The sequence below is a fragment of the Corallococcus llansteffanensis genome (assembly GCF_003612055.1).
Classification (GTDB): Bacteria; Myxococcota; Myxococcia; order Myxococcales; family Myxococcaceae; genus Corallococcus; species Corallococcus llansteffanensis.
Genome location: NZ_RAWB01000247.1, coordinates 1 through 14,225 on the forward strand (window position 1 = coordinate 1; position 14,225 = coordinate 14,225).

Genomic DNA, 14,225 nt, shown 5'->3' on the forward strand with positions numbered 1-14,225 from the left:
CCCGTAGCCCTTCCGCTCGAGGCCCCTCAGGCCGCGGACGACGAGCGGCTCACGTTGGGGTCGCCGCCGTCCTTCTTCATGTTCCCGGCCAGCTCGCGGAAGGACATGTGGCTGATGGACAGGAGGATGAGGCCGAAGATGATCTGCTGCGCCGTCTGGCACAGCCACAGCACGTTGGCGTAGGCGAGCCCGTGGGCGTTCACCACCGCGGCGGGCAGGAACAGGCCCAGGCCCACCTTGGTGGCCGCCTGGAAGGTGCCCATCATCCCGGGCGCGGCGGGAATCATCACGCCCACCACCAGCACGCACATCACGATGTACGACTGGAAGAGCGACAGCCCCATGGGCTCGCAGGCGACGCCGGGGGCCGCGCCAGAGCAGTCGAAGGCGCGGGCGAGCAGCGCCATGCCCAGGCCGTTCACGCCCCAGTACAGGACCGTGTAGAGGAAGAAGAGCGCGATGTGCTTGCGGTCGGGGAGCTGGCGCATGGCGCCGACGAAGGTGTCCACGATGTCGGCCACCTTCTCCGCGACGTTCGGGGAGAAGCGGCCCACGGTGGCGCGCACCAGCCGCACCGTGCGCTCCTGGTGCCACAGGCCCACGAGCAGGAACACGAGCCCGCCGCCGAACACGGCGAACATCAGCCACGAGCCCAGCCTCACGTACCGCACCCCTTCGGTCTCCACCGGGACGAAGAAGAGCAGCACGCGGAACAGGGCCGCGACGAAGAGCCCATCCACGATGCGCTCCAGCACCACGGACGTCATGGCCGCGCTGCGGCGGATGTTGCTGCGCTGGGCGATGAGGAAGGGCCGGGCGAACTCCCCCAGGCGGAACGGCAGCACCAGCAGCATCATGAAGCCGATGCCGGACGCTTCATTGAGCTTACGGAACGGGACCCGCTCCAGCCCCGACAGCAGCGCGCCCCACCGCAGCGCGCGGAAGACATGGATGCACGCGAGGCACAGGAAGTACGGCAGCACCCACGCGTAGTTGGCCGCCTTGAGGCTGGCGACCTGCGTGGACACGTCCGTGTCCCGGAAGGCCCACCACATGAAGGCAACTGTGACGAGCAGGCTGGCGATGAGGTTGACGGCGCGTTTCACAGCGGCCGGGTATACCGTCACTCCCCCCGCGACTCCAGTGGAACGCCTGCCCGGAAGCTCCCAGGGCGCACGGACACAGGCCCTGCGGTGGCACGCTCCCCTGCTCCGTCGTTCAGGCGTCGTGGCCGCGGTCGGTGCCGCCGGAGGGCATTTCGTCCTCCCGCTCGTCGGCCTGGCGGTCGGGCACCCGGTACTCCTCGCCCAGCCAGCGGCCCAGGTCCACGGCGCGGCAGCGGCGGGAGCAGAACGGTTGGGACGTGTTCTCCGGACGGGGAGCCACGGGCTTCTGACAGATGGGACACGGCTGAAGGGGCATGGCGGACGTGGACTTAGATAAGCCTTGACGCTCGCGCTTGCCAGGACGTTTCTTGGCCCGGCCGTGCAGACGACCCCGGAGAACGCTCACACGCTGTTGCAGAGCGACCGGCTGTCCCGGGACTTCACCGCCGTGGGCGTGGAGGACACGGTGGCCGAGGCGCTGGAGAAGATCCGCGCGAACCCCGGCACCGGGGAGATCTTCTACTGCTACGCGTGCGACCCGGACGGCCGGCTGGCGGGCGTGGTGCCCCTACGCAAGCTCATCCGCGCGGCGCCCGGGGAGCGCATCGCCTCGCTGATGTTCACACGGGTGGTGAAGCTGCCGGTGGACGCGTCCGACGCGGTGGTGGAGGACTTCTTCGTCACCTACCGCTTCCTGGCGTTCCCGGTGGTGGACGCGGACGGACGCATCGTGGGCGTGGTGGAGATGAACCAGTTCGTGGACGCGTTCTCCGACACCCTCTTCGACGAGGTGGAGGGCCGGGTGCGCGACGAGGTCTACCGCTTCGTGGGCCTGCCCCAGGGGGAGCTCCAGGAGACGCGGCCGGTGCGGCTCGCGCTCAAGCGCTTCCCGTGGCTGCTCGTGAACATCGCGGGCGGGTTCCTCGCGGCCACGACGACACGCCTCTTCGAGCACACGGTGGCGGAGGTGGTGGTGGTGAGCGCCTTCATCCCGATGGTGCTGGTGCTGTCGGAGAGCCTGGGCGTGCAGACGACGGCGGTGGCCGCGTCGATGGTCGCGCACGGGGACGTGGACCGGAAGGTGGTGGTGCGCGAGGTGCTGGCCGCGAGCCTCGCCGGGATGATGGCGGCCACGGTGGTGGCGCTCCTGGGGCGCATCTATTCACCGGGGTTCGGCTTCCCCCTGGCGCTGTTCGTGTCGGTGACGGTGTCCGCCACGCTGGCGTCGTGCCTGGGCGGAGTGCTGCCGTTCCTGTTCAAGCGACTGAAGGTGGATCCGCACCTGGCGTCGGCGCCGCTGGTGCTGGCGGTGTCCGACAACATCACGCTGCTGACGTACTTCGGATTGGTGACGCGGTTGTTGTTGTGAACAGCGGTGGTTTCCCGGGGAGTCCAGCCATGAAGGTCATGCGCATCACGCAGCCGGGCGGTCCGGAGGTGCTCGCGCTCGACGAGCGGCCGGAGCCCACGCCCGGGCCGAACGAAGTGCAGGTGCGCGTGCGGGCGAGCGCGCTCAACCGGGCGGACCTGCTCCAGGTGCGGGGCGTCTACCCGCCACCGCCCGACGTGCCGCAGGACGTGCCGGGCCTGGAGTACGCGGGCGAGGTGGTGGCCGTGGGTCCCCGGGCGCGGAAGTTCAAGGTCGGGGACCGGGTGATGGGATTGGTGGGCGGGGGCGCGTGGAGCGAGGTGCTCACCACGCACGAGCGCGAGGTGCTGCGCATGCCGCACGGGATGGACTTCGCGGACGCGGCGGCGCTGCCGGAGGCGTACCTCACGGCCTGGGACGCGCTGGTGCTCCAGGCGGACCTGCGGCCCGGGGAGACGGTGCTGGTGCACGCGGTGGCGAGCGGCGTGGGCGCCGCGGCGGCGCTGCTCTGCCGGGCGATGGGCGTCCAGGTGGTGGGCACGGGACGCAATGCGGAGAAGCTGGCGCGGGCCTCCGGGTGGGGTGTGGGGCGCACGGTGCTCTGTGCGTCGTCACCGCCCGTGTTCGCGGACGCGGTGCTGGAGGCCACGGGGGGCCGGGGCGCGGACGTGTGCCTGGACCTCGTGGGCGGCAACTACCTGCCCGAGTCGCTGAAGGCGATGGCGCCCCGGGGCCGACTGATGCAGGTGGGCTCGGTGGCGGGGACGCGCGTCGACCTGGACCTGGGCGTGGTGATGCGCAAGCGGCTGCGCATCACGGGGACGGTGCTGAGGAGCCGGCACGCGGAGGAGAAGATGGCGCTGACCCAGGCGGCGGAGCGCCAGTTGCTGCCGCTGTTCGACTCCGGCGCGCTGAAGGCCGTGGTGGATGAAGTGCTGCCCATGGCGGAGCTCCGCTCCGGGCTGGAGCGGATGGCGGACAACACCACCGTGGGCAAGGTCGTGGTGCGCTGGGAGTAGCGGCTACGAAGGGCTCCGCTTCCGGGCCGGAGCCTTCTTAGCGGCTCGCGCGGGCTTCACTCCGGGCTCCGGTGCCTGCAGGGCCTTGAGCACCTTGGGCGACGCGCACCGGAGCCAGGCCTCCTTGAGCAGGGATTGCAGCAGGGGCCGGTCCACCGTCGTGAGCTGGACGATGACCATGGGCCAGTCCTGGTAGTGGGGCGTCACCCGGAAGACGTCTGGCTTTGACTGGAGCAGCGCTTCCCGGTGGTCGAAGTCCACCTTGATGACGATGGAGTCCTCGTCCAGCACCCGCGCGAAGAGCTTGTCGCCCACCCGGAAGCCCGGCGTGCCGTACGAGGGGCGCTCCTCCGTCGAGGGCAACGCCAACGCCAGCTCCCGCACGTCGTCCACCGTGAGCCGTCCCTTGCGCCTCACCGGCCCTGCCCGCTTCGTCGCCATCGCACCCTTCCTGTCACGGCTCCGGGGCGGACTGTAGCCCCCAGGCAGCCAGGCATCACGGAAGCCGTTGCGTGCGGGGGGCGGAACCGTATCCTGCGCCGCCATGGCTACCCACTTCGACCCCGCGGCCGCCGCGCAGCCGGGCTCCGGCATCTTCGGCCTCCCCCACTCGCCCGAGGAGGCCCACGTCATCGTCATCCCCGTGCCCTTCGAGGCCACCACCAGCTACGGCGGCGGCACGTCCGACGGGCCCGCCGCCCTGCTCGACGCCAGCCGCCAGGTGGACCTGTTCGACGTGGAGACCGGCCGGCCGTACGAGCGCGGCATCGCCATGCTCGAGGCCCCTTCCGAGCTGCACGAGTGGAACACCCGCGCCAAGGAGCGCGCGCAGATCGTCATCGAGGCCGGCGGCATCGAGGAGGGCACGCCGGAGCTGCTCGCCGCCGCGCGCGACGTGAACGGGTTCAGCGAGAAGCTCAACGACCACGTCTACCGCACCGCGAAGCACTGGCTGGAGCAGGGCAAGCGCGTGGCCGCCGTGGGAGGCGACCACGCCATCTCCTTCGGCATCATCCAGGCCCACGCGGAGAAGTACCCCGGCATGGGCGTGCTGCACCTGGACGCGCACGCCGACCTGCGCGTGGCCTACGAGGGCTTCACCTGGTCGCACGCGTCCATCTTCTACAACGTCGCGGAGCGCATCCCCGGCGTGAAGACGCTCGTCCAGGTCGGCCTGCGCGACATGAGCGAGAACGAGCACCGCTACATCGAGCAGTCCGGCGGTCGCATCCAGGCCTTCTTCGACGCCACCCTCCAGCAGAACCGCTTCGACGGCCTGCCCTGGAACCAGCAGGTGAAGCAGATCGTCGACAAGCTGCCGCAGCAGGTCTACCTGTCGTTCGACATCGACGGGTTGGACCCCGTGCTGTGCCCGCACACCGGCACCCCCGTTCCCGGCGGCCTGTCCTTCCCGGAGGCCACCGCGCTCGTCGCGGGCGTCGTGCGCTCGGGCCGCACCATCGTCGGCTTCGACCTGACGGAGGTGGCCCCCGACCCCGAGGGCAGCGAGTGGGACGCCAACGTGGGCGCCCGGCTGCTCTACAAGATGATCGGCTGGATGCTGAAGTCGCAGCAGGCCTGAGCGTCAGGCCCCGCGCGGCAACGACACGCTGAACGTCGCGCCCCGGCCGGGCATCGACTCGGCCGACAGCGCGCCCCCGTGCAGCCTCGCCAGCTCCGAGGCCACGTAGAGGCCCAGCGACTCACCCCGGGCCGGTCCGTCCGGGAAGGCCTGGAACAGTCGGGGCAGCTCCGCTTCGGGGATGCCCGGCCCCGGGTCGCTCACCCGCACGAGCACCCGCTCCTCCGACGCGCGCAGCTCCACGCGCACCCCACCCTGGCGCGCCGCGTTCGACAACAGCACGTCGAACACCTGCCCCAGGCGGTCCGGATCAAAGCGCAGGTCCACCGGCTCGCCGGGCACCGACACCTCCACCGGCACCCCGTCACCCCGCGCACGACAGCGCTCCACCGACGCCTCCAGGTGCGAACGAAGGTCGCCCTCCACCGGCCGGAGCGTCAGGCTGCCCGCGCTCAGGCGCGCCGCGTCCTGCAGGTACTGCCCCATCCGCTCCAGCGACTGGAGCTGCAGGCCCAGCGCGTCCACGGCGAGCTGGTTCGCGGGCGGCAGCCCCTGGAGCTTGCGCAGCTGCTCGCGCGCGACCTCCAGCGGCCCCTGGAGCGTGCGCGCCACCCACTGGCCCAGCGCCTCCACCGGCGTCGCCGGCTCGGGGGACGCGCCCGGAAGCTTCTCCAGCGCGCGGCGGATCAGCATCTCGAAGTCGTTGATCTCGAACGGCTTGTTGAGGAACGCGGACGCGTCCGGCGAGCCCTGCTGGAGCACCGCGCTCAACAGGATGATGGGCACCTCGCGAAGGCCGGGCTCCTGCTTCAGCCGGCTGCACAGCTCCATGCCGCTCATGCGCGGCATCATGTGGTCCGTCACCACGAGCTGCGGACGGCGCGCGCGCGCCAGCACCAGCGCCTCCTCGCCATCCCGGGCCCGCACGACGTCGTGCCCCAGGTCCTCCACCACCTGGCTCAACACCTCCAGCACGGCCGGCTCATCATCCGCGACCAGGACGAGACTCATGTGAAGCAACTCCCTCGGCCCCCGCGGGCTTGAGCAGCATGTCGCGCCAGGATGCGGTTCAGGGTCCTCCCCGGCGCACCGGTTTGCAATCCACCCGGGGCAAGGACGTCTTGCCTGAAAGTGTGCTCGTTCACGGTGGCGCCTTCTGGTCTATGAAGAGCCGGACGCCGCTTCCAGACACCCCGGGAATGGCTGGGGCCTTCCCGACATTCAGACTGTCTTCCGGGAGACAATCCCAGGCGGCGTACGGAGGAAGGGCATGAGGGCAGCACACATCCGGTGGGGGCTCTGGCTGGTGGCGCTCGCGGTGGCGGTTCCCGCGCACGCGGATCTCTCCCGGCGCCGCAGCGACGTGGTGGAGGTGGTCCAGAAGGTCTCCCCCGCGGTCGTCTACATCGGCACCGAGCAGGAGGTGGAGTCGCGCTTCCGCGGCCGCGCCCGCTCGCCGCTGGAGGAGTTCTTCGGCCAGGGCGTGGCGGAGCCGGAGACGCGCCAGCGCATCCAGGGCCTGGGCAGCGGCGCCATCATCGACGCGTCGGGCATCATCGTCACCAACGACCACGTCATCCGGGGCGCGTCCGCCATCCACGTCGTGCTCGCGGACGGGCGCACGTTCGACGCGGAGGTGGTGGGCAGCGACGCCAACAACGACCTAGCCGTCCTCAAGGTCAACGCGCGCCAGCCCCTGCCCACCGCGAAGCTGGGCACCAGCTCCGACCTGATGATTGGCGAGACGGTGGTGGCCATTGGCAGCCCGTTCGGCCTGAGCAAGACGGTGACGGCGGGCGTGGTGTCCGCCATCGGCCGCACGTTCCGCGCGGACGACCGCGTCTACAACGACTTCCTCCAGACGGACGCGGCCATCAACCCGGGCAACTCCGGCGGGCCGCTGCTCAACGTGGACGGGGAGATCATCGGCATCAACACCGCCATCTACGCGAACGGTCAAGGCATCGGCTTCGCCATCCCCGCGGACAAGGTGCGGCGCATCGTCGACGAGCTCACGCGCTTCGGGAAGGTGCGCCCCGCGTGGGTGGGCATGGACACGGCGGATCTCCCCTCGCAGATCGCCGCGAAGCTCGGGTGGGATCGCACCTACGGCGCCGTCGTCACCAACGTGGAGCCCGACAGTCCGGCCTCGCAGGCGGGTGTCCAGCGGGGCGACGTGGTGGCGGAATTGGGGGGTTCACGCATCCAGGACGCGGAGGATTTCGACTCGCGCGTGAGGGGTTATCCGGCCCGCTCGGTCTTCCCCTTGGTGCTCTTCCGAGCAGGCTCGAATCGCACCGTTCAGGTCACGCCGGTTGAATTTCCAGCTCGCCTGCTCGAAACCCTGGCGTGGGAGCGGCTAGGACTGCGGGTGAAGGAGAATAAAAACGGAATGGCCATCTCCGCGGTGCGGCCGGGCTCCGCTGCATCGGAGATTGGCCTGGAGGCGGGGGACGTGCTGCTGCGGATGAACAACCAGCCGGTTCCAACCGCTGACACTTTCCGTGAAGCCCTGCTCACGGCGCGACGGGGACGTAGCGTGTTGTTGCTCGTGCGTCGCGGGCGCTACGGCTACCACCTGACGCTGCCGTTTGAAGGACAGCGGCTGTAGTCGTTACGCGGGGATTCCAGGATCGACGGGAAGGGCACTAGCATGCCGTTCCCATGAGTTCGCCTCGCTACCAATCACTCGGTCCCCTCCTCGCCGGAGAGGGCTCGCGGGCCTTCCTCGGACTGGCGCTGGAGGATGGCGCCACGCCCCATCCCGTGGTGCTCATCTGGGCCCCGCCTGACATCGCGCAGAACCCGGAGCTGGTGGCGCGCCTGGAGCGCGAGACGAACCGCGCCATCGTCTTCGACCATCCGAACATCCTGCGCGTGCACGGCCTGGAGAAGCTGGACGGGGGCCTGGCGCGCGTCACCGAGTTCGCCGACGGCGAGCCCCTGCGCCGCGTGCTCGAAGTGGGTCCGCGCATGTCGCCCGCGTTCGCGGCGCTCGTGGTCGCGGACGCGGCGATGGGCCTGCACTACGCGCACGTCGCCGGCAACGACGACGGCTCGCCGCTGGTGCACGGCGACATCCGCCCCGAGACGCTGATGGTGTCATTCAGCGGCTTCACGAAGGTGACGGGCTACGGCGCGCTCACCGTGGCGCCCCGCGAGCGCGGCGGCAAGCGCGTGAAGAACCGCCGCGCGTACACGTCCCCGGAGCAGCTGCTGGGGGGGCGTGAGGCGGTCAACGTGCAGTCGGACGTGTTCCTGCTGGGGCTCACGCTGCACGAGTGCCTCACCGGGAAGATGCCCTTCAAGGAGTCGGCGGATCCGGACAAGGCGGTGCTCAACCGCGCCCTGCCCCCGATGCCGCCCGACGTGCCGCTCAAGCTGGACGCCGTCGTGCGCCGCGCGACGACCAAGCGCGCGCTGGAGCGCTACCCCACGGCGCTCGCGTTCCGCGAGGCGGTGGTGGACGCCATCGGCAAGCTGCCGACGCACGAGTCCTTCGCGGAGCACCTGGCGAAGCTGTTCCCGCCGGAGAGCGATGCGCGGGCAGCGCGGCGGAAGACCATCGAGCTGGGCATCGCGGAGGCGCTCGCGAAGGCCGGCATGTCCCCGCCGCAGATCGCGGAGGTCCTCGCGAAGGGCGCGGGGCTCGCGGAGCCCGTGAAGAACCTGGTGCCCGAGGTGAACTCGGCCCCGGCAACGGTCGCCGCGTCACATGCGACGGCTTCCGGTGCGACGGGCACGCATGCGCAGGCCGCGACGACGGGCGCGAGTGCCCAGGGTCCTGTGTCCTCGCAGGGCGTCCATCCGGGCGCGCAGGCTTCGACGTCCGCGCAGGGAGCAGCGGCGAGCACGCAGGCTTCGACGCACGCGCACGGGTCTGCTTCGAATGCCCAGGCCTCGACTCACGCGCACGGGCCTGCTTCGAGCGCTCAGGCCTCGACGCACGCGCAGAGCGCAGCGGCGAGTTCCCAGACGTCTCCGCACGCGCACGGGCCTACGTCGAGCGCGCAGGGCGCGACAGCGAGCGCTCAGCCCGCGACTCCCGCGCAGGGCGCGGCGTCCGGCACGGGCGCCCGCCCCACGGGCCCCATCTTCGGCGGCGCGGCGAGCCCGACGACGCCGGTGCCTGCGCAGAAGTCCTCCCGCTCGTGGATCCCCTATGTCGTCGGCGGTCTCGCGCTGACGCTCGGCGCGAGCGCGGTGGTCATCCAGCGCCAGCTCCAGGGCACGGTGACGGTGGAGACCTTCGACGCGGGCGTGCCTGAGATCGTGGCCGCGCCGCTCCCCTTCGACGCCGGTCCCGAGGACGCGGGCGTGGAGGATGCCGGCATCGTGGACGCGGGGCCCGTGATGGGCATGCTGGACCTCACCGTGGAGCCGCGCGTGGAGGTCACGCTCAACAGCAACAACACCCTGCTGGGCCGCACGCCGCTGTCCGCGCCGCTGCCGCCGGGCCGCCACCTGCTCACCTTCACCAACGGCGCGCTCGGCATCTCCGTGTCGCGCACGGTGACGGTGGCCGCCACCGGCCGCTCCGCGTTCCAGTTCTTCCTCAACAAGGCCTTCATCAACGTGCGAGGCCCCGCTGGCGCCAACGTCACCATCGATGGGAAGCCCGCGGGCGTCGTCCCCGTTGAAGAGCTGGATGTGTACGAGGGCTACCATCGCCTGCTCGTCACCGTGGGCCCGTCGCGCTGGCAGAAGTCCTTCACCATCGAGCCCGGCCAGCGCGTCAACTTCGACGTGAACTTCGAGGAGCCCCAGGAGGCCGAGGAGTAGTCCTCTCGCCTCGTGAAACCCGGCCGGTCCATGCCGGCCCCTGGGGAGCTCATGCGTGATCATTCGTTGGAAGAAGGTCTCCCGTTCCTGACGGGAGGAGGCCAGGTCGCCGCGCTGATCGCCGCGTTCGACTGGCGACGCACCCACCTGGGCCCCATCGAGCAGTGGCCGCCGTACCTGAAGTCGGCGACCTCCCTCATGCTGCGCTCCAACGTCCCCATCGTGATGCTCTGGGGCGAAGCCGGCGTGATGATCTACAACGACGCCTACTCGGTGTTCGCGGGGCGCCGTCATCCGCGGTTGCTCGGCTCCAACGTCCGCGAGGGCTGGAGCGAGGTCGCCGACTTCAATGACAACGTCATGAAGGTGGGCCTGTCCGGTGGCACCTTGAGCTACCAGGACCAGGAGCTGACGCTGCACCGCGACGGCCACCCGGAGACGGTGTGGATGAACCTGGACTACTCGCCGCTGCTGGACGCGTCCGGCAAGCCGGTGGGGGTGATGGCGCTCGTCGTGGAGACGACCGCCAAGGTCCTGCTGGAACGGCGCCTCGACAACGAACGGAAGCGCTTCGCGCAGGTCTTCGAGCAGGCCCCCAGCTTCATGGCGATGCTTCAGGGGCCCTCGCACCGCTTCGAGCTCGTGAACCCAGGCTATCAGCGGCTCATCGGACACCGGGAAGTGCTCGGCCGCACCGTCGCCGAGGCCCTGCCGGATGCCGCCGCGCAGGGCTATTGCGCCTTGTTGGATCAGGTGTACCGCGGCGGCGAGGCCTACGCGGCCACGGGGGCCCGGTACGCGGTCCAGGCCCACGCGGACGCCCCCGTCATCGAGCGCTACGTCGACTTCGTGTACCAACCCATCCGCGATACGTCGGGCGAAGTGACCGGCATCTTCGTGGAGGGCGTCGAGGTGACCGGCCGGGTCCTCGCCGAGAGGCGACGCGAGGCGCTCGTCCGGTTGAGCGACAAGGTGCGGGGGCTCGACGACCCGGCGGAGATTGGATTCGAAGCCGCCAGGATCCTGGGGGAGACGCTGGAGGTCAGCCGGGTCGGCTACGGCACCATCGACCCCGAAGCGGAGACGCTCCAGGTCGTGCGTGACTGGAACGCCCCCGGCGTGGAGTCGCTCGCCGGGGTCCTGCACCTGCGGGAGTACGGATCCTTCATCGAAAACCTCAAGGCCAACGAGTTCGTCAGCATCTCGGACGTCAGGACGGACACGCGGACGGCCGTCGCCGCGTCGGCGCTCGAAGCCAGGCATGCGCGCTCGTTCGTCAACGTCCCCGTGGTGGAACAGGGCAGGCTGGTCGCGGTCCTGTACGTCAACCATGGCGCCGTGCGGGACTGGTCGCCGGAAGACAAGGCCTTCGTGCGCGAGGCCGCGGAGCGAACGAGGACCGCGGCGGAGCGCGTCCGGAGCACGGCGGCCCTGCGACAGAGCGAGGCGCGACTGCGCGAGGCCAACGAGAGCCTCGAGGCGAAGGTCGAGGCACGGACACGCGAGCTGATGGAGGTGGAAGAGCGCTTCCGTCAGTCCCAGAAGATGGAGGCCATCGGCCAGCTGACGGGGGGCATCGCGCACGACTTCAACAACCTGCTCGGCGCCATGAGCGCCAGCATGCAGGTGCTGGAGCGGCGTCTGGCCTCCGGGAAGACAGACACCGCCGCGCGCTACATCGGCATGGCCCAGGACTCGGTCCGGCGCGCGGCCGCCCTGACGCAGCGGCTGCTGGCCTTCTCGCGCCGCCAGACGCTCGACCCCAAGCCCACGGACGTCAACCGCCTCATCGGCGGACTCGAGGACATGATCCGCCGGACGATGGGGCCGTCCTTCGAGGTGGAGGTCGTGGGCGCGGGCGGGCTGTGGCTGACCCGGGTGGACGCGTCCCAGTTGGAGAACGCGGTGCTGAACCTGTGCATCAACGCACGGGATGCCATGGCGCCGAACAGCGGCCGGCTCACCATCGAGACCGCGAACAAGTGGTTCGATGCCCGCGCCGCCTCGGAGCGCGACATCACGCCCGGCCAGTACGTCTCGCTCTGCATCACCGATACCGGCACGGGCATGTCGGCCGACGTCATTGCTCGCGCCTTCGACCCCTTCTTCACGACGAAACCCATCGGACAGGGAACCGGCCTCGGGCTCTCCATGGTCTACGGGTTCGTCCGCCAGTCCGGGGGGCAGGTGCGCGTGTACTCGGAGCTGGGCCGCGGCACCACCATGTGCCTGTACCTGCCGCGATATGTCGGCGAGCTCGAGCCGGAGCCGTCCGAGGTCGCCGCGTCGGCCGGGCAGCGTGCCGACAGCGAGGTGGTGCTCGTCATCGAGGACGAGGCGACGATCCGGGCGCTCATCTGCGAGGAGCTCCAGGAGAAGGGCTACCGGGTGCTCGCGGCAGCGGACGGGCGGGAGGGGCTCCAGCTTCTGGAGTCGTCGCGTCGGGTCGATCTCGTCGTCACCGACGTGGGCCTCCCGGGGGGGCTGAACGGCAGGCAGGTGGCGGATGCCGCCCGGGTCACCCGCCCCAGGCTCAAGGTCCTCTTCATCACCGGCTACGCGGAGAATGCCGCCGTGGGCAATGGCCTCCTGGAGCCCGGGATGCAGATGCTCACCAAGCCGTTCAACATCGACGCCCTGGCGGACAAGGTCCAGGCCATGATCGAAAGCCCGTGAGCCCCACCGGAGGCCGGGGAATCCTTCCCCGGCTCCCGGCCTGAAAACCTGTCGCGTCAGTCCCAGCGGCTGGTGAGCTTCAACGTCCACTCACGCAGCCGGCCGTTGCCCGTCCCCGTCGGGTTGACGATGCGCAGCTTCCACAGCCCGTTGATGGTGCCGTCGCGCGGGATGCCGCGCGTCACCGGGATGCGCTTCGGGGGCGTGCCTTCGTTCGGCCCATCCCACAGGAGCGCCGTCTCACCGCCCGGATCCTCCAGCGTGAGCACCAGCTTCGACGGGTTGTTGTGCACCAGGTCCAGCTCCACGGTGATGTCCTCCGGCACCGTCGCCAGCCCCACCACCGCCTGCCCCGACACCACCGGCGTCGTGTTGCCCTGCAGCGCGACATCCGCCCAGACGGTGAACTCCCCCGCCATCCACGCCGGCCGGCACCAGCCCTCGGTCGCGCCCGACGGCAGGCCGTGACACGTCAGCCCCGCCTGGCACGGCACGAACAGCGAACAGGACGCGCCATCCCCCGGGATGCTCGCGCCGGAGACACAGCGGCCATACGGGCTGGAGGCGTCGTTCGGGATGCCCTCGCAGAAGAGGCCCGGCTGGCACGTCGTCGCGCCGGTGCAGGGGTCCCCCTGGGCGGCCTGCTGCGTGGCCGTCTTGAGGTTCTGCAGGGACGTGCCGTCCACGCCGGGCAGCCGCCCCAGCTTCAGGATGTGGAAGAACGGCCGCGCCGCCACGACGGCGTTCGCCGCCGCCGGGGACAGGCCGTAGGTGGCCTGCAACACACCCGCGCCCTGCGAGTTCGCCACCGCCAGCGCCCGGCGCGCCTCCGCCACGTTGAACGTCACGCCCTGGAACGTGCCCACCCAACCGTCCACCGGCAGCTCCACCCGGCCCGTGCCGCGCGCGTACGCCTCCAGCGCCGCGAGCGCCGCCGGGCCCACGTACGTCACCGCGTCCACCTGCTCGATGGAGACGAAGCGCCGGTCATCCGCCGTGTGCAGGACGCCGTCCGGGCCCTCGCGCCAGTCCATCAACGCCTGCGCGGCCTGGAGGTTCAGCGGCACCTCGGTGTCCAGCACCGCCAGCGTCGTTGAGTAGTCATTGAGGAACAGCACCACGCCGTTGCCGGCGGGCGTGCCCGTGGCCAGCTCCTGCGCCTGGGACACCGGCGCGGCGCTGTCCGGGACCGCGGCGGCGCCGCAGCTCAGCAGGAGGGGAACCGAGGAAAACGACAAGAAACGACGGAGTCTGGAGGTCATGGCCTCCATGTACTCCAGGGCAGGGGGGCGTGTCGGCGGAGTTCAGGCCTCGCCTTGATACAAGCTGATGACACCATGCACCTGTTCGGTGACGACCTGCAGGATGTCCACCGCCGCGTCGGTGGACCCCACGCGGGCCACCGTCATCTCCATCATGGTCGTCAGCTCCGTGACGGCGGTGAAGATCTGCGACACGCCCGCGGATTGCTGGTTCACCGACGCGGAGATCCGACGGACGGCGTCCGCGTTGCCCTGCACCAGTCCGGACAGCATGCGCAGCCGGTCGCCCGAGGCGCGGATGGTCTCGATGCCCCGGCCCATCCGCTCCCCGCCCTGGCGCGTGAGGTCCACCACGCCCTGGATGCGCGCGCGCGTGTCGTCCAGCACCGAGCGCACCTGCTGGGTGGCCGCCACCGACTGGGACGAGAG

Annotated in this window: 11 protein-coding genes and 1 pseudogene; 6 read left to right on the top strand and 6 right to left on the bottom strand. The window is 70.5% G+C overall.

What is annotated here, in order from left to right; genetic code table 11:
* Positions 1-26: 26 nt before the first annotated feature.
* Together D7V93_RS22475 and D7V93_RS22480 are read right to left on the bottom strand one after the other, a co-directional pair.
* Positions 27-1,106, bottom strand: a complete 1,080-nt coding sequence (locus D7V93_RS22475) for a lysylphosphatidylglycerol synthase transmembrane domain-containing protein (RefSeq protein ID WP_120645367.1) — start codon at positions 1,104-1,106, stop codon at positions 27-29.
* A gap of 112 nt (positions 1,107-1,218) precedes the next feature.
* Positions 1,219-1,422, bottom strand: coding sequence for a DNA gyrase inhibitor YacG (locus tag D7V93_RS22480; protein WP_120645368.1), 204 nt, complete (start codon positions 1,420-1,422; stop codon positions 1,219-1,221).
* Positions 1,423-1,446: 24 nt separating this feature from the next.
* Here D7V93_RS22480 and D7V93_RS22485 point away from each other — a divergent pair, with 24 nt between their 5' ends.
* A complete protein-coding gene (locus D7V93_RS22485; RefSeq protein ID WP_120645369.1) occupies positions 1,447-2,475 on the top strand; it encodes a magnesium transporter in 1,029 nt (342 codons plus the stop codon).
* Between the two features lie 29 nt (positions 2,476-2,504).
* Complete coding sequence (locus D7V93_RS22490) at positions 2,505-3,494, top strand: NAD(P)H-quinone oxidoreductase (RefSeq protein ID WP_120645370.1); 990 nt, start codon at positions 2,505-2,507, stop codon at positions 3,492-3,494.
* Positions 3,495-3,497: 3 nt separating this feature from the next.
* On the opposite strand, the gene D7V93_RS22495 is transcribed toward D7V93_RS22490, so the two are convergent.
* A complete protein-coding gene (locus D7V93_RS22495; RefSeq protein ID WP_120645371.1) occupies positions 3,498-3,935 on the bottom strand; it encodes an MmcQ/YjbR family DNA-binding protein in 438 nt (145 codons plus the stop codon).
* Between the two features lie 103 nt (positions 3,936-4,038).
* Between D7V93_RS22495 and D7V93_RS22500 the strand changes: the two genes are divergently transcribed.
* Positions 4,039-5,076, top strand: coding sequence for an agmatinase family protein (locus D7V93_RS22500; RefSeq protein WP_120645372.1), 1,038 nt, complete (start codon positions 4,039-4,041; stop codon positions 5,074-5,076).
* 3 nt (positions 5,077-5,079) lie between these two features.
* Here D7V93_RS22500 and D7V93_RS22505 read toward each other — a convergent pair whose 3' ends face one another.
* Positions 5,080-6,087, bottom strand: a complete 1,008-nt coding sequence (locus tag D7V93_RS22505; RefSeq protein ID WP_120645373.1) for an ATP-binding response regulator — start codon at positions 6,085-6,087, stop codon at positions 5,080-5,082.
* 259 nt (positions 6,088-6,346) lie between these two features.
* On the opposite strand from D7V93_RS22505, the gene D7V93_RS22510 reads away from it, so the two are divergent.
* The 3 genes from D7V93_RS22510 to D7V93_RS22520 are packed head-to-tail and all read left to right on the top strand — an operon-like array spanning position 6,347 to position 12,534.
* Positions 6,347-7,687 carry a trypsin-like peptidase domain-containing protein gene (locus D7V93_RS22510; RefSeq protein WP_120645374.1) on the top strand — a complete coding sequence of 447 codons (1,341 nt, stop codon included), beginning with the start codon at positions 6,347-6,349 and terminating at the stop codon, positions 7,685-7,687.
* A 53-nt stretch (positions 7,688-7,740) separates the two neighbouring features.
* Positions 7,741-9,858, top strand: coding sequence for a serine/threonine-protein kinase (locus D7V93_RS22515; protein ID WP_120645375.1), 2,118 nt, complete (start codon positions 7,741-7,743; stop codon positions 9,856-9,858).
* Positions 9,859-9,909: 51 nt separating this feature from the next.
* Entirely contained in the window at positions 9,910-12,534 is a 2,625-nt protein-coding gene (locus D7V93_RS22520) for an ATP-binding protein (RefSeq protein WP_167509486.1), read from the top strand.
* Between the two features lie 56 nt (positions 12,535-12,590).
* Here D7V93_RS22520 and D7V93_RS22525 read toward each other — a convergent pair whose 3' ends face one another.
* On the bottom strand, positions 12,591-13,796 hold the full coding sequence (locus D7V93_RS22525) for a proprotein convertase P-domain-containing protein (protein WP_120645378.1): 1,206 nt from the start codon (positions 13,794-13,796) through the stop codon (positions 12,591-12,593).
* A 42-nt stretch (positions 13,797-13,838) separates the two neighbouring features.
* A pseudogene (locus D7V93_RS22530) lies at positions 13,839-14,225 on the bottom strand (methyl-accepting chemotaxis protein); the annotation flags it as partial.